The 19,406-nt window shown below is 52.3% G+C and carries 17 protein-coding genes; 5 read left to right on the top strand and 12 right to left on the bottom strand.

Features of this window, described 5'->3' with window-relative positions:
* Positions 1-173: 173 nt before the first annotated feature.
* The 3 genes from EFB08_RS09015 to EFB08_RS09005 all read right to left on the bottom strand — a co-directional run bounded on the left by EFB08_RS09015 (position 174) and on the right by EFB08_RS09005 (position 2,350).
* Positions 174-1,757, bottom strand: a complete 1,584-nt coding sequence (locus EFB08_RS09015) for an aminopeptidase P N-terminal domain-containing protein (protein ID WP_227006273.1) — start codon at positions 1,755-1,757, stop codon at positions 174-176.
* A 45-nt stretch (positions 1,758-1,802) separates the two neighbouring features.
* Positions 1,803-2,042: a 50S ribosomal protein L28 gene (gene rpmB, locus EFB08_RS09010; RefSeq protein ID WP_123126613.1), complete on the bottom strand. Its 240-nt coding sequence runs from the start codon at positions 2,040-2,042 to the stop codon at positions 1,803-1,805.
* Positions 2,043-2,152: 110 nt separating this feature from the next.
* A complete protein-coding gene (locus tag EFB08_RS09005; RefSeq protein ID WP_123126744.1) occupies positions 2,153-2,350 on the bottom strand; it encodes a DUF5522 domain-containing protein in 198 nt (65 codons plus the stop codon).
* A 242-nt stretch (positions 2,351-2,592) separates the two neighbouring features.
* Here EFB08_RS09005 and rocD point away from each other — a divergent pair, with 242 nt between their 5' ends.
* Positions 2,593-3,834 (top strand): ornithine--oxo-acid transaminase, encoded by a 1,242-nt coding sequence (rocD, locus tag EFB08_RS09000; protein ID WP_123126612.1) that lies wholly within the window; start codon positions 2,593-2,595, stop codon positions 3,832-3,834.
* A 275-nt stretch (positions 3,835-4,109) separates the two neighbouring features.
* Positions 4,110-5,090 carry a porphobilinogen synthase gene (gene hemB, locus EFB08_RS08995; RefSeq protein ID WP_123126611.1) on the top strand — a complete coding sequence of 327 codons (981 nt, stop codon included), beginning with the start codon at positions 4,110-4,112 and terminating at the stop codon, positions 5,088-5,090.
* 95 nt (positions 5,091-5,185) lie between these two features.
* Here the strand turns inward: hemB and EFB08_RS08990 are convergent, their stop codons facing one another.
* Positions 5,186-8,068 (bottom strand): FlgD immunoglobulin-like domain containing protein, encoded by a 2,883-nt coding sequence (locus EFB08_RS08990; RefSeq protein ID WP_123126610.1) that lies wholly within the window; start codon positions 8,066-8,068, stop codon positions 5,186-5,188.
* Positions 8,069-8,143: 75 nt separating this feature from the next.
* Complete coding sequence (locus tag EFB08_RS08985) at positions 8,144-8,557, bottom strand: hypothetical protein (RefSeq protein WP_125077688.1); 414 nt, start codon at positions 8,555-8,557, stop codon at positions 8,144-8,146.
* Between the two features lie 253 nt (positions 8,558-8,810).
* On the opposite strand from EFB08_RS08985, the gene EFB08_RS08980 reads away from it, so the two are divergent.
* From EFB08_RS08980 to EFB08_RS08970, 3 genes are all read left to right on the top strand, one after another.
* The gene (locus EFB08_RS08980) at positions 8,811-9,623 is read left to right on the top strand and encodes a metallophosphoesterase family protein (RefSeq protein ID WP_123126608.1); all 813 of its coding nucleotides are present in this window, start codon (positions 8,811-8,813) and stop codon (positions 9,621-9,623) included.
* Positions 9,624-9,629: 6 nt separating this feature from the next.
* Entirely contained in the window at positions 9,630-10,262 is a 633-nt protein-coding gene (locus EFB08_RS08975; protein WP_123126607.1) for a hypothetical protein, read from the top strand.
* A gap of 150 nt (positions 10,263-10,412) precedes the next feature.
* Positions 10,413-10,940: a CopD family protein gene (locus EFB08_RS08970; protein ID WP_123126606.1), complete on the top strand. Its 528-nt coding sequence runs from the start codon at positions 10,413-10,415 to the stop codon at positions 10,938-10,940.
* A gap of 308 nt (positions 10,941-11,248) precedes the next feature.
* Here the strand turns inward: EFB08_RS08970 and hemN are convergent, their stop codons facing one another.
* The 7 genes from hemN to EFB08_RS08935 all read right to left on the bottom strand — a co-directional run bounded on the left by hemN (position 11,249) and on the right by EFB08_RS08935 (position 19,301).
* The gene (gene hemN, locus EFB08_RS08965; RefSeq protein WP_123126605.1) at positions 11,249-12,646 is read right to left on the bottom strand and encodes an oxygen-independent coproporphyrinogen III oxidase; all 1,398 of its coding nucleotides are present in this window, start codon (positions 12,644-12,646) and stop codon (positions 11,249-11,251) included.
* Between the two features lie 227 nt (positions 12,647-12,873).
* A complete protein-coding gene (locus tag EFB08_RS08960; protein ID WP_123126604.1) occupies positions 12,874-14,175 on the bottom strand; it encodes a hypothetical protein in 1,302 nt (433 codons plus the stop codon).
* 298 nt (positions 14,176-14,473) lie between these two features.
* The gene (locus EFB08_RS08955; protein WP_123126743.1) at positions 14,474-14,854 is read right to left on the bottom strand and encodes a co-chaperone GroES; all 381 of its coding nucleotides are present in this window, start codon (positions 14,852-14,854) and stop codon (positions 14,474-14,476) included.
* A gap of 125 nt (positions 14,855-14,979) precedes the next feature.
* Entirely contained in the window at positions 14,980-15,174 is a 195-nt protein-coding gene (locus tag EFB08_RS08950; RefSeq protein WP_123126603.1) for a hypothetical protein, read from the bottom strand.
* 150 nt (positions 15,175-15,324) lie between these two features.
* Positions 15,325-16,524 carry a homogentisate 1,2-dioxygenase gene (locus EFB08_RS08945; RefSeq protein WP_123126602.1) on the bottom strand — a complete coding sequence of 400 codons (1,200 nt, stop codon included), beginning with the start codon at positions 16,522-16,524 and terminating at the stop codon, positions 15,325-15,327.
* Positions 16,525-16,796: 272 nt separating this feature from the next.
* Positions 16,797-18,449 carry a S41 family peptidase gene (locus EFB08_RS08940; RefSeq protein ID WP_123126601.1) on the bottom strand — a complete coding sequence of 551 codons (1,653 nt, stop codon included), beginning with the start codon at positions 18,447-18,449 and terminating at the stop codon, positions 16,797-16,799.
* 135 nt (positions 18,450-18,584) lie between these two features.
* On the bottom strand, positions 18,585-19,301 hold the full coding sequence (locus EFB08_RS08935; protein ID WP_123126600.1) for a hypothetical protein: 717 nt from the start codon (positions 19,299-19,301) through the stop codon (positions 18,585-18,587).
* Between the last annotated feature and the right edge of the window lie 105 nt (positions 19,302-19,406).

The following is a 19,406-nucleotide window of genomic DNA, read 5'->3' as shown; positions in this document are numbered from 1 at the left end:
AATGCTTTTCTACTTTTTTACTTTGGGAATCACGCAGTTCATGCCCCAAAGCCTCTTCTTTTCCACTCTCCTAAGTCCAAGCGCCCGCCAAAAGTTCATTTTGGGCCTGTTTTCCACAAAACAAACCTAAAACAGCTTCTCCGTTTGGCACTTGACCTCCTTGACCGATGCCGCTACTTTAACTCAGGCAGCTTAAAGTTATCCAGCGGGCTGGGCTTGGCCATGGCCGCCTCAATGTCTTTCACACTGCGGGGTGCGCCCGCCGAGAGGTTCTCCCAGCCTTTGTCGGTTATCAGGATATCATCCTCAATCCTTACCCCAATGCCCCACCACTTCTTGTCGCAGGGGCTCCCCTCGGGGATGTAGATGCCGGGCTCCACGGTGATGACGGTATTGGCTTTGAACGGCCCGTAGGAACCACGGTCGTGCACATCCAGCCCTAGGTAATGCGACACGCCATGCATGGTATAGCGGCGGGCCTCATCGGCTTTCTTGATGATGCCTAGTTTGATCAGGCCTTCGGCTAAGACGGCCTGCGCGGCTGCATTGGTGGAACTGAAGGCGTTGCCTACTTTGCACTCCTTAAAACCTGCTTCTTGGGCGGCATACACCAGCTCATAGATTTGTTTCTGCTCCGGGGTGAACTTGCCGTTGGCCGGAATGGTGCGGGTCACATCGGCGGTGTAGCCGTGGTACTCGGCGCCCAGGTCCATCAAGACCAGCTCATTACCCAGCTTCGGTTTCTCGTTCTCGATGTAGTGCAGGATGCAGCCGTTGTTGCCTGCGCCCACAATAGACGGATAGCCTTCGTACTCAGCACCGTATTTTTTATAGACGAACTCATGGATGCCCTGCACCTCGGTCTCAGACATGTTGGGTTGCATGGCTTTCATCACCTCCAACTGCCCGATCGCAGACATGGCAACCGCCTTGCGAAGCAACTTCAACTCCTCCGGCGATTTGGTTTCCCGCATCTCGGCCAGCACCGTCTCAAGGGCAGATAAATCAAACTTCTCTTTGGGCATGTTGGCGACCAAGGCAGCCCGGGCAGGCGCATCCTTGGCGGCGAGGTAACTTTTCAGGAAGGCGTTGTTGCTGAGGTTTGGATTGGCGCCCATTTGGCGCTGCACCTCCAGTTGCACCTTGTCTCCGGAGAGGGCATCATACTGTTTGATGATCTGGTAAAGTTCCTGGTGGGCGAAATCCTGATCGGGCCGGAGGCCTATTTTCTGGCGGAACTGCGCCACCAGATCGTACAAATCGGCTTTGTCGCCGGGCTCGCTGCGCACGTCAGAAGGCAGGCTCAGGAAGAGGATCTGGTCAAAGGCAGCCGTGTCCAGCTTGAAGTTGGCGAAAGCGGTGGCGGGCAGCGCGTGCGTTACCCCCAGGTGCTGCTTTGCGCCTTCCTCGCCCAGGCGCTTGCCGGTCCAGGACTCGCGCTGCGGGTTGCGGGGTTGCGTGAACAATACTTCCTGCGTGGCCACGCCGTTGACCATGTGCTGGTCAGAGAACAGCAGCAGCACGGAGTTGGGCTCGCGGTAGCCGGTGAGGTAATAGAAATCAGGGTCCTGATGGAAGTTGAAGTCCACATCGTTGGCCCGGTTTCTCAAAGGGTTGGAAAACAAAACGGCAACGGAGTGGGCCGGCAGCTTTTGCCGCAGGGCCTCTCTCCGTTGCCGGTGAAATTCTTTATCCAGGAAATCCGCAGGTTTGTCCGGGCCGGTATTTTGCGCGGTCACCCCTATCGGCAGCGACACAAGCAATGTAAAACAAAGGTGTCGCAGAGCCTTCATGGCAGAAGCTTAGTAAACGATGTAACCGTCTTCTTTGGCTTTCTTCAAAACGGCAGAAATACCGTTCTTAGAAATAGTGCGGATAGCAGAGGTAGAAACTTTCAAAGTCACCCATGCATCTTCTTCAGGGATGTAGAAGCGCTTCTTCTGCAAGTTCGGGTAAAACTTGCGTTTTGTCTTATTGTTGGCGTGCGAAACGCGGTTACCCACCTGCACTCTTTTACCGGTTAAATCACAAACTCGTGCCATTGTATCGTTAGTATCGTTTATTACAAAAGGGATGCAAATATCCGCAAAAAGTTATGCAATGTCAACCCTTGCCCCTAACTTTTTTCTTTAATGTGTTCTTCAAAAGTGTTTTAACCTGCCTCAGCGTCCTTTTTGCTTCCATCTGCCGGGGCAGAATTCGTCTTTTTAGTGAATCCGTAGGGGCAGTGTTTGCAGCCACTCTGGCAACAGTAGCCGCGCCTGAGATGGTACTGCGCCGTGAAAACCATGAGCCCTTGCTCGTTGAAATAAAAGTCGCCGGGTTCCAGCGGCAGCGGTTTGGCCTTCATGCCGCAAAGATACAAGGCCATGGGCTCGCATGAAAGTCTGCGTCATTTGAAATGCTGTTTTGCAGCAGTTTTCAGGAAAACAGGGCAAAAAAGTACCGGATACGCTCACTCCCCTCCTTAGTCACGCACGTTCGTTAGCCTTTCAAGACTTTTCTTTACATTTATCTCTGCAAGCGGTTCCTGCGTATTTAGAGAGCGAAGATGCGCCGCCTTCTTTTCAATCACCTTAAACTATTTACCACATGAATACTTCCACAGTTACCTCCAGCCAAGAGGCCATTGCCTTAGAAGACAAATACGGGGCCCACAACTATCATCCGCTGCCGGTGGTGCTTAGCCGCGGCGAGGGGGTTTATCTCTGGGATGTGGAAGGCAACCGGTACTATGATTTCCTTTCGGCGTACAGTGCCGTGAACCAGGGTCACTGCCATCCGCGCATCATCGGGGCGCTTACCGAGCAGGCCCAGCAACTTACGCTTACCTCGCGTGCTTTCTACAACGACAAACTGGGTCCCGCCGAGAAATACTTCACCGAGCTGTTCGGCTATGACAAAGCGTTGATGATGAACTCCGGCGCCGAGGCCGTGGAAACCGCTCTGAAACTGGCCCGCAAGTGGGGCTACAAAGAAAAGGGCATTCCGCCGCACGAGGCCGAGATCCTGGTAGTGGAGCACAATTTCCACGGACGCACCACCGGTATTATCTCCTTTTCCACCGATCCCAGCAGCACCGTAGGTTTCGGGCCGTACATGCCGGGTTACAAAGTGTTGCCGTATAACAATCTGGAGGCATTGGAGCAGGCATTGAAAGAAAATGCCCACATCTGCGCGTTCATGGTAGAACCCATCCAGGGCGAGGCCGGCGTGGTGGTTCCTTCAGACGGGTACCTGAGCGGCGCCAAAGCCTTGTGCGAGAAATACAACGTGCTTCTGATTATTGACGAGATCCAGACGGGCATTGGCCGTACCGGCAAACTCCTGGCTTCTCATTATGATGGTGTGAAAGCCGATATTCTGATCCTGGGCAAAGCCCTCTCCGGTGGCGTGCTGCCAGTTTCTGTGGCCCTCGCCGATGACCGCATCATGCTCTGCATCCAGCCTGGCGAACACGGCTCTACCTTCGGGGGTAACCCGCTGGCCTGCGCCGTAGCCGTGGCCGCATTGGACGTGATCCAGGACGAGAAACTCACCGAGAATGCCATGCGCCTGGGCGAGATTTTCCGATCCCGCATGAACGAACTCAAAGCCCGTCACCCGGAACTGGTGAGCCTGGTACGCGGCCGCGGCCTGCTCAACGCCGTCATCATTCAACCTACCGCCGATGGCCGCACCGCCTGGGATGTCTGCGTGAAACTGATGGAGAACGGTCTTTTGGCCAAACCAACCCACGGCGACATCATCCGCTTCGCACCACCATTGGTGATTTCTGAGGAGCAACTGAACGCATGCTGTGATATCATTGAGAAAACGTTGGCTGAGTTCTAGAACAATAGCTTCCTCACAGAAAGGCTGCCTAGACTTCACGTTTGGGCAGCCTTTTGTTTTAGGCGCGTTTTTTAAAACCAGGCTTAAAACCTCTGCCTATCGCTTGATCCGGGAAAACATAGCATCTGAGCGGCATGTGCCGTACCTTTGCGCCGTCGGCTAGAAATGGCAGGCAGAAAATTCAGCTCTGCGTACACTTTTCGCCGGGCACTTTTGTTGTATCAGCAGCAGGCGTTCCAGACAGTGGAATCGCTTGCTTAACCCTAACCGCTGCTATGAACCATTTAACCCGCCGGCCCCGCCGGAACCGTAAATCAGATGTCATCCGTAATCTGGTACAGGAAAATCACCTCACTTTACACGATTTAATCTTCCCCATATTTGTCACCGAAGGCCAGAATGTGCAGCAAGCCATACCGTCCATGCCCGGCATCTCGCGTTTCAGCCTGGATCGTCTGGTAGACGAAGTAGGCGAGTGCGTGGAGCTGGGCATCAAAGCCTTCGCGCCGTTCCCCAATATCTCTGAGGACAAGAAAGACCGTTTCGCGCAGGAGAGCAAGAATCCCGATGGGCTTTTCCTGAAGACCATCTCTGAGCTGAAGCGTCAGTTCCCCGGCATTGTGCTGGCAACCGATGTAGCCATGGACCCCTACAGCACCGATGGCCATGACGGCATTGTGGACAATGGCGAAATCATCAACGATGCGTCTTTGGAAGTACTCGGCCAGATGGCTTTAGCCCAGGCGCAAGCCGGTGCCGATATCGTGGCTCCCTCAGATATGATGGATGGCCGCGTGGCGCACATCCGCCAGCTTTTGGACAAACACGCTTTCTACAACGTGGCCATCATGAGTTACACCGCCAAGTACGCCAGCGGTTTCTACGGCCCGTTCCGCGATGCCCTGGAATCTGCCCCTAAGCACGGCGACAAGAAAACCTACCAGATGAACCCCGCCAACAGCCGCGAGGCCCTCATTGAAGCCGAGCTGGACACCCTGGAAGGCGCCGATTACCTCATGGTAAAGCCTGCCCTCTCCTACCTGGATGTGATCAAATCGCTCCGCGACAACTCCAATCTGCCTATTGCCGCTTACAACGTGAGTGGCGAGTACGCCATGGTGAAAGCCGCGGCCCAGAACGGCTGGCTGGACGGTGAGAAAATCATGCTGGAGACGCTGCTCAGCATGAAACGCGCCGGCGCAGACATCATCCTCACCTACTTCGCGAAGGAGTTTGCCCAGTACGTGAAGCGCTAAGCCGTATTTGACCTGTTTTACCAGAAACAGCCCTAAAACAGAAGAAGCTGCCTGAGTTGTCTCGGGCAGCTTCTTCTGTTTTATTCCAGACTGAATTAGCGTAAGAACGTCAGGCGTTTGGTGTAGCGCTTTCCATCTATGGTCAATTCATAGAGATACGTTCCCGAGGATAGGGCACCGCCTGAGGAAGTGCGTCCGTCCCAGGTTACCTGATGCTGCCCGGCTGTTTTCCGGCCGTTCACCAAAGTAGTGATGGTTCTTCCGCTTAGGTCATAGACGGTCAGTTTCACGGTGGCTGCTCTCTCCAGGTTGAAAGGAATGGTGGTCACTGCTCCCTGCCGGAAAGGGTTAGGGTAATTCTGCTTCAGCCCGAACTGTGCCGCGGTGGCTATTTCTTCTTTGGAGGCCAGCGGACCAGAGTAGCGGCGGCTGTACACCCCGTTTCCGTGGGTTCCCACCAGGACAAGGTCATCGGTGGTACGGCTCAGAACCATGTCTACCGGAACCTGGCCAATGGTGTTGGTTCCTTCCCTCACCCAGGTGGTATTTCTTCCGCTGAGGGTACCCGTGGAGTACAAACCGGTGCTGGTTCCTACGAGGAACTTGGAGGTACCGTCTGGGTTAGGCAGAATGGTGACCCAACGGGTAGAAGGACCATTGCCTTTCACATCTCCGTTTTCTTCCAGGTTACCGGAAATAGGAGTCCAGGAAGTCCCTCCATTGGCGGTGTAGAAAAGGCTTTCTACTTTATAGTTTGAGAATACGACAATGGCTTTATCTGCATTTCTGGGGTCAATGGCGATACATTGAATATTACCGGTCGGGAAACCAGTGCCAGTAATGTTGGTTCTGGTGGGAGTAGCCACAGTACCATCCTGGAACTTATACAGTTTCCCGGCCCTAGTTCCGAAGTACACGACATTGGCGGGCGACTTGCTCACCGCTACGGCAGAGATTTCCTCGCGGGATCCAAGTTTAGAAACCACTTCCCAGCCAATGTCTGATTGATTGAAAGCCCCGCTTTTCCGCACCGGAATTTTGGAAATGTCTTTATTCCGCCACAACGTGTCACCTGCCGGCAAATACATGGTGTATTCATTGTTTGGATCTATGGTGTAGGGGTTCACAAACAGGTATCCCTTGGCTTTGGGCGGGTCAATGCGGGCATATCCCTGAAAATCTCCGGCATCATCATAGGCAATCCGGTAAACGGTTCCGCTTTGGGCAGATACCAGAATAGAATGGGTGGTTACCGCCGCAAAGGCACCGTCACCGCCTAATTGCTCTACCCACGTAGCCTGCGATTCAATGTCATCTACCGCCCAACTGCCATTATCCTGCATTCCTCCTACAACCAAATCGCTGGTGGTGTTCAGGTCCATCGCGATGGTGTAGAATTGGGTGGTCTGATACCCTCGGTTCAGGGATTCCCATTCAACGGTGGCAGCCAGGTTGTTCTCAGTTTTGGAAAGGCCACCGTCATGGGCCGAAATCATTTTATTAGGAGAGCCCTTGAAAAAAGCCACCTCATGCTGGTCTGGGTGATGTTGCTCGTACAAAGCGAACCCGTTGTTGGAAGGAACATAGCCCCCAATTTTAGCCGTGGCAGTTGTATTTGAAAAACCGCTGGTAGACCGGTAAAGGTTGGTACCACCCAACACTACATAGTTGGGGTTATTGGGTTTTACCCGCACCACCATGTTATAGCCGCCCTGTAGATCTAGGTCGCCGGAGTTACCGCCCAACATGGGCAAGTTGTCCGATAAATCAGTCCAGACTCCGCCTTCGCCAGCACCTGTACCGGAAACATATTCATATTTCCAGAGGTTGGCTTCAGAGTCAGGGTTTTCGGTGGTGTACACCAGGAAATAAACAATGTTTTCGTTGGAAGGAGCTATATCCAGCACAATCCTTTCGTAGGTTTCCGGAAAACCGGTGGGCGTGATATCGGTCCAGGTAGTACCATTGGTGGACCGGTAGATCCCTTTACTTTCTGACTCCCCGCCGCCGTTGGCGAATTGGCTTAGGGTAGCATACATGCTGCCGTTGTTGCCAATGGCAATATCGGTAAAGAAAGGGCTGGCATTAAAATCTTCTACCTCTACATCATACCCCAGCACGTGTGTCCAGGTGGCACCGCCGTTGATAGAACGCCGAATAGAACCAGCTGTAGCCGCGAACACCTCGTCTTGGGTAGCATTGGCCGGATTGGTTGCCACTCTATAGGTGATCTGGAACATGTTGGTGTAGAACTGGGTAGGGTCATTTACCTGCGTAGAAGGCAACACATTCCAGGTAACGCCATTATCAATGGATTTGAATACGCCGTTGCCCAGATAGAAAGCATCCAGTTTACTGGCCGAATTCCCCGACAGCATCTCGCCTGTACCATAGTACCAGACATTGCGCTTGCCCACTCTTCTGTCCTGCGCTACCGTAGTCACGCTGTGCACCATGTTGGGATCGGTCACCTTTGTCCAGGAGTCTCCGCCGTTGCTGCTGCGCCACATGCCGCCTGAAACTCCTCCCGCCAGAATATTGGCTTCGTTACTCAGGTCAATGGCCAAAGCCCGCGTACGTCCGCCCACATTGTAGGGTCCCCGCCTGTCCCAGGTATAAGTGGCCAGCTTCCCGTAGGGGTTTGCTTCCCGTAGAATTTGTTCAGCTGTCAAGATTCTTTTGGAGTAGGCGAGTTCCAGTTCCCGTATTCCCTCCGGGATTTTTCCCGTTGCCGGATCTTTCAGGCGCTCAAGCTCATACTCCTGCCGGGCATTGGGGTTTTCCTTTGTCCCGATGGCTCCTTTCTTGTGCAAGCGGTTAGACCTGGCAAAACGACCTGCCTCCTTTAACTCCTCCACCGACAGGTGCGGCTCACGGCCTTTAAACGCCTGAAAAGAGGCAACGTACAGGAGCGCCCCGAAGAAAAGGAGCAAAGCGCCTGACATTAAAAATTGCCGCTGCTGGGTTACTCGTTCCATGAAAATAAATCTATAAAGGGTTTTGGGCTGGTAATTGGAACACTAAAAAGATGGGCTCATGAAAGCCGATGAAAATTAATCTAACAATGCATAAGAACGGACCACCAACGGATCACTCTCCCTGAGAGAGGCGCGTAGTTCAGCCGTCATGTTCTGCCCCTGCGTGACACCGGGCCTACCGTTAACGGCTTTCATCGTCATTGGGAAGTAGGCCCGTACCTGCTGGCCTTCGCCTAAACTCTGGCTGAAACCGGAGCCATACCCAATTACCTGAATCACTTTTACCTCTGCCTGGCAGGGTGTCTTACTGCAGGGTCCATTTCCCGAAGTCTCCAGCGCAGGAAGTATCTTCACCACTTGCACCACCACCCGCGCATGACCGGGTGCCACCGGCTTCTGGTCAGGAACCGGAAGCTTTTCACGGGCGGTACTTAGCTTTGAGGTAGACGCTGGCATTTCTTTTTGGGCCTCTTTTGGTGACTCAGGCATCCGGTTACAGGCAAAACCCGTCAACATCAGGATTGTTGGTAAAACCAGCAGTAAATTCTTTCTGATACAGACAGGACGCATAAAACAAATATAATTACAAATATCAGGTTTTTAACACCTTACTAGTAATATTTGAAGACAGAGTAGTCAAACGCAATTATTTGGGTAATTCTGCCAAAACCAACAACCTTGCCACCGGTTATGGGTATAGCTGAAAAAACTTGAATTCTACATTTTCAATCTCATTACGTTCATGAAAACGAAAAACCTGCCACCGCACCGCACGTGGCTGGCCCTGTCACTTCTCTTTCTCCTGTCGGCCTGTGATATGTTTCAGTATCACCCGTACGCCGGCAACCTGGAATACAAAGACCTCACCGCCGAGAACCTGTCCAGAATCAAAGCCCTGGAACCGCAGTATGATTCTGAGAAGCCCCTGAAGTTTGCACTCACCGGAGACACCCAAGGCTACTTTGAAGAAACCGAGGACATGGTGAAAGACATGAACTCCCGTGACATTGCTTTCGTGCTCCACGCCGGCGATCTCACCAATTATGCCTTCACCGATGAATATGAGCGCATGCACGAGGTACTGGTGAAACTGAAGATGCCGTATGTCACCGTGATAGGCAACCATGACTGCCTGGGCGACGGTGACAAGCTCTACAAAGAGATGTACGGTCCCCTGAACTACTCCTTCACCTTCGGGCGGAACAAATTCATTCTCCTGAACACCAATTTCCTGGAGTTTGACGAGAGTGTCCCAGACATCAACTGGCTGGAGCGGGAACTGCAGACGCCCGCCAACATTGAGAACAAATTCGTCATTTCGCACATCATCCCAGACAACAGCGAGGCCAATCGGGCCCAGGAACAGGCGTATGTCTCCCTGATGCACAAGTATGACGTGCGCCTTTCACTGCATGGGCACACCCACAATTACTCAGCCAAGGAACTGTACCAAGATGGCATCCCTTACGTGACCACGGCCGCAACTTTGAAGCGGAGCTATGTCATGGTAACGGTAGCGGGAAATCAGGCCACCTATGAAAAAATAGACTTTTGATTCTATATGCGCTATTTCTCTACCCTTCTTCTGCTTTTCTTACTTTTCTTCTCCCCTGCCTACGCGCAGGAAGTGTCTGATTCTACCAGGCAGCTTGCCTCTGACAAAGCAGATCGGCCCAAAAACAAATGGTACGCCCCAGATTACGTAGTGGCGCAGCACGCCGGACTCATTGGCATTCTGGCCGCCGGTGTGGGCTATGACTTCGGGAAGCACGATCGCACCAACGCCGAAATCCTGTATGGGTTCACGCCCAACTATGGGTTCAAGAATACTACCCACACCTTTACCACCAAGATTTACTACCAGTCGCACCCCAAACCGCTGTTCAAGGGTTTCCAGATCAGTTGGATCAAAGCCGGAACAGGCATCAGTATGACCATTGGGGAGCAGTTTGAGACCTTCTTTCCTAAAAAGTACCCCGAAGGCTATTACATCTGGCCCACGGCCACGCGTATTCTTCCTTTTGTAGGTTCTTCGCTGGGCCGGGAGTTCAAAGGCCGCAACCGGCCTAAGTACGCCGAGTTCTATGGTGAGATTGGCACCAGCGATGTCATGATCGTAGACAAGTACCGGAACAAAGGCATCTCCATCCCAGACATCCTTAACCTGGCCATCGGCATGCGCCTATCGCTCTAAACTGTTTTAGAGGCTTTTTCAGGAAAAGGGCATGCAAACAGAATCTGAAGAAAAGCTTTACTGCCCTTGGGTGTGTAGGTTTCTTTAGCGCTTTCCCCCATTTTTGCAGCGGCATTGCCTTTCCCGCTTTTCCTGCCGTACACAACCGCTATGGACTACAATTACCTGAAATCGCTGCACATCATCTTTGTGGTCACCTGGTTTGCGGGCCTGTTTTACATTGTGCGGTTATTCGTGTATTTTGCCGAAACGGCCTCAAAACCCGAGCCCGAGAAAAGCATTCTGCAGACGCAGTTCGCGCTCATGCAAAAACGGCTTTGGTACGGCATCACGTGGCCCTCTGCGGTGCTCACGGTCATCATGGGTTTAAGTTTGCTGAGCTACTATAACCCCATTCCCACGTGGCTCTGGATTAAACTGGGCTTTGTGGCCGGATTGCTGGCTTATCACTTGTATTGTCACCGCATCTTCCAACAGCACCAGCGCGGCGAGATAAAGCAAAGCTCCACTACCCTCCGCATCTGGAACGAAGTGGCCACGCTTTTCCTGGTGAGCATTGTGTTCCTGGTGGTACTTAAAAACGGCCTGGATGCCACTTGGGGAGTTCTGGGCTTCATTGGCTTATCGGTTCTGTTGATGGCGGCCATCATGGTGTACAAGAAGTTGCGGAAAGCTTGACAGGTTCCTTTCTGAGGGCACTCACTCACTCACTCACTCACTCACTCACTCACTTGTCATCCTGGAAGGACCTTGTGGGCAAGCTGTAACAGCGTTTACTTCAAGACCTTTTAGATTAAAACAAAGCGTTTCGGGCCTGATTTCTGGAAATCAGGCCCGAAACGCTTTTGAGGCGCTCGCCTCACTGAAGTTGAAAACTTAAGCCCATTATAAGTCCAAGTTGGAAACTTGAACCAGAGAAGATTTAGGATGGCTTTCCTCCTCAAAAGAACTTGTGAACAGAATACCGCACCGGTAGCTTCGGTTTATTAGACCGCTTTGCTGAACATCGGCTTAGCCGAGATTTCTGTATTTCCTTTCTTGAGGTAGAGGTCAAACGCGGCGCAGACGGAGCGCAGGAAACGGCGACCCACAGGAGTTAACGCCAGCTCTTCTTCTCCTAACTCTATCAGACCATCGGCGGCCAGATTTTCTAAAACAGGCACAGCATTCTCCTGAATCACCGATGCCAAAGGGCTGTTCTGCCAGTGGGTTTTACCGTTGCAGGCAATATCCAGAATATGGCGGCGCATCTGCACGTCTTCCTCAGACAGCAGATAGCCTTTAAACAGGGGCCACTCGCCCATGGCCAAGAGCGCATAGTATTCCTCCACCGTTTTCACGTTCTGCAGATAACCTCGGTACAGGTCACTGATAGAAGACACGCCCAGGCCAATCATGAGCTGCGTCTGGTTAGTGGTGTAGCCCATGAAGTTTCGGTGCAGGCGACCTTCCCGCTGCGCCACGCAGAGTTCCTCTTCCGGAAACGCGAAATGGTCCATGCCTACATCCTGGTAGCCCGCCTCCAGCAGCATGGTTTGGCCGAGGGTATAAAGCGCCAGTTTCTCAGAATCAGAGGGCAGATCGGCGTCTGAGTAGTGGCGTTGGGACTTTTCTTTCCACGGAACGTGCGCGTAGGAGTAATAGGCAATGCGGTCTGGTTGCAGGGAAATCACCTGCCGGAAGGTTTCTTCAATGCTTTCCAAGGTCTGGAACGGCAGCCCGTAGATGAGGTCGTAGTTCACCGAGGTGTAGCCTATCTGCCGGGCCAGATCGGTGGCCTGCACCAGGTTCTCCAGCGGCTGCAGACGGTTAATGGCTTTCTGAACTTTCTCTGATAAATCCTGCACGCCGTAGCTCACCCTCCTGAACCCTACCTCATACAAGGCCTGCAAATGGGCAGCGGTGGTATTGTTGGGATGACCTTCAAAGCTGAACTCGTGCGATGGATGCACTTTGGCCTGGGCCAGGAGCCCGTTGATGAGGTACTGGAGGTTTTCGGGGCTGAAAAAAGTGGGGGTACCTCCGCCTAAGTGAATCTCCCGGATGACGGGCTTTTCTGGAAACAAGGCCAGATACTTGTCCCACTCCTGCAGCACCGCTTTTAAATACACCGGCTCTACCCCGTGGTTCTTGGTGATGCGCTTGTTACAGCCACAATACGTACATAAACTCTCGCAGAACGGCAGGTGGATGTACAGACTGATGCCTTCTTTTTGGTTTGAGGTTCTGAAGGTAGAAAGCAGCGCTTCCTGCCACTGCGGCACAGCGGGCAAGTCGTTTCCCCAGAAAGGCACCGTGGGGTAGCTGGTGTAACGCGGAACTGGCACGTTGTACTTCTTGACTAAGTGCACCGGGGGAGTGCTGGTGGTAAGGCTAGTTTCCATGGCCCAAAATTAGAGACTACTTCCCGCGCCGGAAGGCAGCTGCGTCACCCACCGAGATGATCTTCATCAGTTTGTGTCCCTTTTGAGCCCTTCACGGCTACTTCGTGCTTTAAGCCTGTTTTCAGAAAATCAGGGCAAAAGCCGTTTCCTGGTTCTTGGCTGCCCTAAAAAGGAAACGGCCCCTAAGGGGCCGGCTCACTACAAACAACCAACATGACAGCGACTTACTAGTAAGCCGCCATTACCTTTTCGTATTCATATTTAGAACCCACGGTTTTAGCCGCCTGGGAATACGCTTCTCTTATTTTTTTATCGTCTTTGGGCAACTGCAGGGCCATCTTACGCAGCAACTTGGCTTTCTCATAATCAGAACCTATGCCCTCGCTGGCTTTTAGCAGCGGCAAGTATTGACCAGAGCCCAGGTTGGAGTTGCCCAACAGATGGCTATAGGCCTTGGTTTTCTCATAGTCTGAGTTGATGGTGTTGATGAGCGGCAACACTTTGTCAAAGTACCGAACCACCTGCTGCTCGTGCCGCATGAGCGAGCCCAGGCCTTTGGTGCGCTCGTAGTCTGAGGAAACGCTCTGCAGCGACTTCATGGCCAGCTCAAACTGCTTCTCAGATAAGTTAGAACGGGTGGAAAGGGTATTCAGGAGTTTTACCTTCTCATAGTCTGAGTTAATGGTAACCAAGGCTTCGGCCACTTTGTCTAAGGCCTTGTCTGAGAGTTTTTCCTGCTGCAGCAAATGCTTCAAGATGCGGCCTTTCTCGTAGTCTGAAGAAACAGAAGTACTGGCAGCGGCATAAGCCTCGGCGGTCTCAGAGTCAGCCAGCAGGTTGCCCGGAATTTTGGTAAGAATGGAAGCAGCCTCGTAGTCAGAGGTTTTGCCCTGGCTCACCTGGTCTATGAGGAGGCGCATGTCATCGGGCTTCAGGTCATTTCTCCCGATGAGGTACTTGTACATCTTCGTGCGTCCGCTGCCCGCCTCCATAGAACCGGTATAGGACAACACTTTCTTCGCGCCGCCCTCCTGGAACAGGCGCTCGGCCCGGGCTTCAGCACCCAAACCGGTTTTGGATACCATCTCGGGTAGGTATTTCGCTAGCCAGGCCTGGCCGGCCGAGGCGTAGTCCTGAATCTCGCCGTCTACCCAGTATTTTCCTTCCAGCTTTCCTGCCTTATTCTCCAGCACCACCTTGTGCTCCGGCGCGGACTTCTCCTGCCGTGAGAACTCAAACCGCCCGCCTTCGCTAAGGCCGGAAATAGATTGCTCATCATTGGCCACGGTCACGGTTCCCTGGGTGATCAGTTTCAGGCGCAACCCATTGTCATCGGTGGTGATGTACACCGTTTCCCCTTTTCCTCCTTTGGTGGTTAACGTGCCGTTGATTACCTGCACCTCGTCATTCTCCCGCACGGCGGCAGCTTTCCTGGCTTTTTTTGCTGGCTCTGCAGATTGGGCACTCGCCGGCACCGCCAGGTTCAAACAACCAAGAACAATGAAAGAGGAAAGTAGAAATGGACGCATGGTATGGCTTTTCATATAGAGGACTTACTAGTACCAACTAAGTCTCTTTATGCTAAAGACATCCCTTCTTTCAAGGGGTTGCACGCACCTGAGACAAAGCTGCTATTTTCTTCCTTAGACAAGCGCCATGCCAACCATTTAAAATACTGATTTTAAGAGAATTACGAACGTGTGCCATAAACAAAAATGTCCGCTTCCGAACAACAAATATTCAAAAGCGGACACTTCCCGGAAAAGGTTTTAGGCTTATTTTCGTTAAAACAGGCCTGAAACGGAATAGATAATTCTTTTGCTTGGACTATTCCTCTTCGCGCTCCAGCAGCAACACCGATGACTGCGGAACGATGAAGTATCTATCGCCCATGTAGTTGATTTCCACGGCATCGCGCTGGAGGTAAATGGCCAGATCGCCTTCGCGGGCCTGCAGCGGAAGGTAGCGCACTGCTTCTTTCTCGTCCTGGTTCCAGATCTCATCATCCAGACCGTAATCTGCCGGAATAGGATAGCCCGGGCCTACCCGCATCACGTAGCCTTCCTGCACTTTCTCTTTCTCCTGCACGCCGGGCGGCAGAAACAAGCCGCTTTTGGTCTGCTCCTTCGTACTCTTCGGTTTGATGAGCAGTCGGTCTCCTACTACAATCAGCTTCTGCAGTTTATTGGCGGGTGAGTCTTTGCGCATGGCGGTAAAGTTATTGGTAAGGGGCTGCAAAGATATAACAGGGAGGGTGTTTGGCGCTATAGGAAAGTGGCTTTGGGGTTGAAAGGAAACATAAGGACTTGGTTTTATACGAAATAGCAGAATCATCAAACCAAAGCATACAAGGTCTTTAGCACTTCAAATGAGCCATATAGTATCATCCCAATAGAAACAATATACATCCCTACACCATGGCCAAACTCATCTTTATACTCTTTTTTCTTCTCTCCATGCAGGTAATAAATAGAAGTAATTCCAATTATCAGAAACAGTACCCCTATAAAGAAATCAAACCATGCCATCCATAAACCTTTTTACAACGCATCACTAACTCTCAGCCCTTTGGAAGCTTTTTTGCAAAGGGCTTATACACCCCGAAGCCCCTCCTTACAGAGAGGCTTCCGCTTTTTTCTTTATTTCTAGCCTAGTTTTCCAAAAACACTCATAAAACCCTATTCCATCATATCCGCGGGGCGGGGAGACTGCGGAGCCACATCTGGGTTCCAGCTCAAGGGGTAGTTCTGGTCTACCAGTTCCCAGGCCTCAACGGTTAGGTACAGGGGCTTGAAGGTGTCAATCATGACGGCCAATTCATGCGTTTCTTTCTTCCCGATGCTGGCTTCCACGGTACCGGGGTGCGGACCGTGGGGGATGCCGCTGGGATGGATAGTGAACGAGGCGATGTCAATGCCTTTGCGGGACATGAAGTTACCGGCCACGTAGTACAGGATCTCGTCTGAGTCTACGTTGGAGTGGTTGTACGGCGCGGGAATAGCCAGCGGGTGATAATCAAACAACCTCGGTACGAAAGAGCAGACTACAAAGCCCTGCGTCTCGAAGGTCTGGTGCACGGGCGGTGGCTGGTGAATGCGGCCGGTAATAGGCTCAAAGTCATGGATGGAGAACGCGTACGGATAGAAATAGCCGTCCCAACCTACCACATCCAGCGGTGAGAAATCATAATAATACTGGTGCAGGAAGCCTTCTTTCTTGATCTGCACCAAATATTCGCCGGGCTCGCTTTCCTGGATCAGTTCATGGGGCGGACGCAGGTCACGCTCGCAGTACGGCGAGTGCTCCAGTAACTGCCCAAAATGGTTTCTATAACGCCGCACGGTCTCCACGGGGCTGAAGCTCTCGGTAATAAGCAGGCGCACCGGGCCTTCGTTCCACTTCCACTGGTGAATGATGGTTCTGGGAATCACCACGTAATCGCCGGCCTCTACTTCCAGGCGCCCCATCTGCGAGCGCAACTCGCCGGAGCCTTCGTGGATGAACACAATCTCATCTGCCAGGGCATTCTTGTAGAAGTACGTCATGGCGCGCTCCCTTGGCAGGCAGATGGAGATGGTGCAGTCCTTGTTCATCAGGAGCGTCTTACGGGCGCTCAGGTAATCCTCGCCGGTGCTTTCCCCTTTGAATGGACGGATGTGGTACGGCGCCAGCGGCACGTCAGATTTGACCGGCCCGTACGGTACCGGTTCACCAATGCGGGTGATTCTGGTGGGGGCGTGCTGGTGGTAAAGCAACGAGGAAACGCCGGAGAAACCCAGCGTACCCACCAGCTGCTCGTGGTACAGGCTACCGTCTGGCTGCCGGAACTGCGTGTGCCGCTTGCGGGGAATGTTTCCTAACCGATGATAATAGGCCATACCTTTTCAGTGCGTGAGGGAGTGAAAGTCTAAAAACGCGTAAGCTAACTTATTCTAAAGCAAAAACCAGCATTTACCGGTGTCAAGACCAGCCTACGTTTCAGGCCTGTTTTAAGTAAACCAAGCCGAAAACAGAATTGCTTTGTTTAATCGGGGAAAATGATTGCCAGCCACCAACAGGAAGCCCGTCTCCGCTTTAAAGGGAATAAGTTAGAACATCCTCCCGCTTAAAGCAAAAGCGCCGCAGAAAATTCTCTCTGCGGCGCTTTCAATTACTTTCCTAGGCTGATGTGCTTGGCCTGACCAAAGAGCCCCAGGGCCCGTTGGAAATCGGGGTCCATCTCGTTCAGAACCGGGTAGAAACCTTCGGCTTCGTAACGACTCCGGGCAATGAACGCCTTCAGGTTATTCCGGATGGTTTTATCGGATCTCTTCAACTCCTTATTGTCTATTTTGATGTCGGCACGTTTGGCTTCTTTCAAAAGTCCCTGCAACATGGCATCGGTGATCTGGAAAGACTCCTGGAACTCTGGCAAAGCTTTACCTTCTAACTGCTGGCGGTGCTCCCGGAAATAGGTCAGGGCATACTCGCGCAGCACGTTCTTGCGGTACAACTCGGTCAGCAGGTTAGTTTGGTCTGTGGTGTCACGCGGCACAAACACGTCTGGCATGATACCGCCGCCGCCGTAGACAATGCGGCCCTTGCTGGTCTTGTACTTAAGAGAGTCATTGAACTTGATGCTGTCCTGGCTGAAGAACTCGCCGTGCTTGTAGCGGTTCATCAACTCCATCTCATAATCCTCAGATGACTCCGGGTCATACGGCTTCTGGATAGAGCGGCCGCTTGGCGTGTAATAGCGAGAGATAGTCAGGCGAAGCTCTGCTCCGTCAGACAACGGAATAGGCACCTGCACCAGCCCTTTCCCGAAGGAACGCCGGCCCACGATCAAAGCACGGTCATGGTCCTGCAGGGCACCGGCCAAAATCTCAGAGGCCGAGGCACTGCCTTCGTTGATCAGAACAATCAATTCACCCTGCTCAAAATCGCCTTTTGTCTTGGCGTAGTAGTTGGCATCGTACTTAGAGCCTTTGCCATCGGTGTATACCAGTTTCTTGTTTCCGGCGATGAACTCATCGGCCATGCGGGTGGCGTGGTCCAGGTAGCCGCCGGGGTTGTCGCGCAAATCAAGGATCAGGCGTTGCAAACCTTGTTTTTTCAGGGAAGTCAGCTTGGACTTGAACTCCTCATAGGTTCCGTTAGAGAAGCGGCTTACCTTGATGTACCCGGTCTGTTTGTCTACCATGTACCCGGCATCTACTGACACGGACGGAATCTTGCGGCGAGTCACCGAAAACTGCACGGGCTTCGTCTCATGCGGACGCAGCACCGTCAAGTTCACCTTGGAGCCTCTGGGGCCGCGCAGTTTCTTGAAGACCATTTCATTGGAGATATTCACGCCGGCAATGTTCTCACCGTTCACTTTCAGGATCTTGTCACCTGCCTGAATGCCCACCTGCTCAGAAGGACCTCCGCTCAGCGGCGCAATCACGTACAGGGTATCCCGGAAGATGTTGAACTCCACCCCGATGCCGTCAAAATCGCTCTCCAGGTAAGAACGGGCCATGGTGATGTCTTTCACCGGAATATAGGAAGAGTGCGGATCCAGCTTCTCCAGCATCTTGTTGATGGCATATTCAGAGAGCTGCTCAGTGTTCACGGTATCTACGTACTCGCGGTCAATGTAGCTCAGAATCTCCCGGAACTTGAGGTAGCCTCGGGCCGTGCCCTGAGGATTGTTGGAACTAGGCTGGAACAGGGTGGCTCCCAGTAAAATGCCCAATGCCATGGCTAATCCCAGAAACAAGGGCAAACGCACTTGAAACAAAGAGTTTTGGATTCTCTTAGGCTCTGTTTTCTCAGTCATATTGGTTACAAATCATATTAGATCGAAAGAAGCTATCTTCCTAAATATTTGATTGTTTATAACTTACAACCAAATACAGAAATAAAACTTCCTTTATAATACAAAAAACAGCTCAGTAAAGTTGCCTTTACTGGGTCATGCGTTAGTGGTTAATTTCTGCGCCATTTTCCTGAGCTCGCGGGCATAAATCTGGCGGTAACTGCCGTTGCGGGTAGTGGTGTCTGCGGCAGAGACAATGGGCCGCGCCTGCACTCTTTTGGCGGTAGCCAGCGCTACCTGCGCAATCTGCTTGTCACTCCAATGGCCTTTCAGGGCCCGCAGGCACTTATAGATCAGCTCAGAGTCTTCAGACTTGGCCTCCATCAGTTGCTCTGTGTAATAGGCAATGGTCAGCAGAACCCGGGTGTTGCCCATGTCCTGGTAGTAATGCGGGAACAGTTCCTTGCGCAGCATCTCGTTGGCGGCCTGCTGCTGCAAGACAAAGAGGTAATCTTTCCGCATGTTCTGCAACAGAACTCCTTTGATGTCGGCGTGCTTGTCGGCCCAGTTGGGTTCGCCTTCGTGCGCTTTGGAGATACGAGGTATTTCTTCGAACGGATTTTTCTTGGCACCCTTGGGCGGAGTAAGACCTTTGAAGGGAGATTCTTTGGGATAGGTAATCTCGTATTCCGGCTCTTTGGGTTTCTGGGCCGAGGCTGCGGTGGCGCTGCTATCCGCTGCCGCTGTCGCTTGTTCTTGGCCTGAGGTGGCCTTGGTGGCTTTGTCCCGAAGGATTTTTTCGCAGGAGGTAAGGCTTAGGAGACACACACAAGTCAGTGCCCACACGGCACGGTCGCAAAAAGAATAGATCATGTAACGAAAATTAATTCACTTTTAGAAGACACCTAGCCAACGTTTTACCCTACCCCTCGCTTCTAAAGTAATACTTTAGGTAAGCTCCCCGAAACAAGTAAGAAA

The organism is Rufibacter latericius (genome assembly GCF_003721515.1).
GTDB classification, from domain to species: Bacteria; Bacteroidota; Bacteroidia; order Cytophagales; family Hymenobacteraceae; genus Nibribacter; species Nibribacter latericius.
This window is presented reverse-complemented; position numbering and strand designations above follow the sequence as displayed.

Excerpts from the sequence above, each read along its gene's own strand:
- rpmB (WP_123126613.1), bottom strand. The coding sequence starts at position 2,042 with ATGGCACGAGTTTGTGATTTAACCGGTAAAAGAGTGCAGGTGGGTAAC.
- EFB08_RS09005 (WP_123126744.1), bottom strand. The coding sequence starts at position 2,350 with ATGAAGGCCAAACCGCTGCCGCTGGAACCCGGCGACTTTTATTTCAAC.
- rocD (WP_123126612.1), top strand. The coding sequence starts at position 2,593 with ATGAATACTTCCACAGTTACCTCCAGCCAAGAGGCCATTGCCTTAGAA.
- hemB (WP_123126611.1), top strand. The coding sequence starts at position 4,110 with ATGAACCATTTAACCCGCCGGCCCCGCCGGAACCGTAAATCAGATGTC.
- EFB08_RS08990 (WP_123126610.1), bottom strand. The coding sequence starts at position 8,068 with ATGGAACGAGTAACCCAGCAGCGGCAATTTTTAATGTCAGGCGCTTTG.
- EFB08_RS08985 (WP_125077688.1), bottom strand. The coding sequence starts at position 8,557 with ATGCCTGAGTCACCAAAAGAGGCCCAAAAAGAAATGCCAGCGTCTACC.
- EFB08_RS08980 (WP_123126608.1), top strand. The coding sequence starts at position 8,811 with ATGAAAACGAAAAACCTGCCACCGCACCGCACGTGGCTGGCCCTGTCA.
- EFB08_RS08975 (WP_123126607.1), top strand. The coding sequence starts at position 9,630 with ATGCGCTATTTCTCTACCCTTCTTCTGCTTTTCTTACTTTTCTTCTCC.
- EFB08_RS08970 (WP_123126606.1), top strand. The coding sequence starts at position 10,413 with ATGGACTACAATTACCTGAAATCGCTGCACATCATCTTTGTGGTCACC.
- hemN (WP_123126605.1), bottom strand. The coding sequence starts at position 12,646 with ATGGAAACTAGCCTTACCACCAGCACTCCCCCGGTGCACTTAGTCAAG.
- EFB08_RS08960 (WP_123126604.1), bottom strand. The coding sequence starts at position 14,175 with ATGCGTCCATTTCTACTTTCCTCTTTCATTGTTCTTGGTTGTTTGAAC.
- EFB08_RS08955 (WP_123126743.1), bottom strand. The coding sequence starts at position 14,854 with ATGCGCAAAGACTCACCCGCCAATAAACTGCAGAAGCTGATTGTAGTA.
- EFB08_RS08950 (WP_123126603.1), bottom strand. The coding sequence starts at position 15,174 with ATGGCATGGTTTGATTTCTTTATAGGGGTACTGTTTCTGATAATTGGA.
- EFB08_RS08945 (WP_123126602.1), bottom strand. The coding sequence starts at position 16,524 with ATGGCCTATTATCATCGGTTAGGAAACATTCCCCGCAAGCGGCACACG.
- EFB08_RS08940 (WP_123126601.1), bottom strand. The coding sequence starts at position 18,449 with ATGACTGAGAAAACAGAGCCTAAGAGAATCCAAAACTCTTTGTTTCAA.
- EFB08_RS08935 (WP_123126600.1), bottom strand. The coding sequence starts at position 19,301 with ATGATCTATTCTTTTTGCGACCGTGCCGTGTGGGCACTGACTTGTGTG.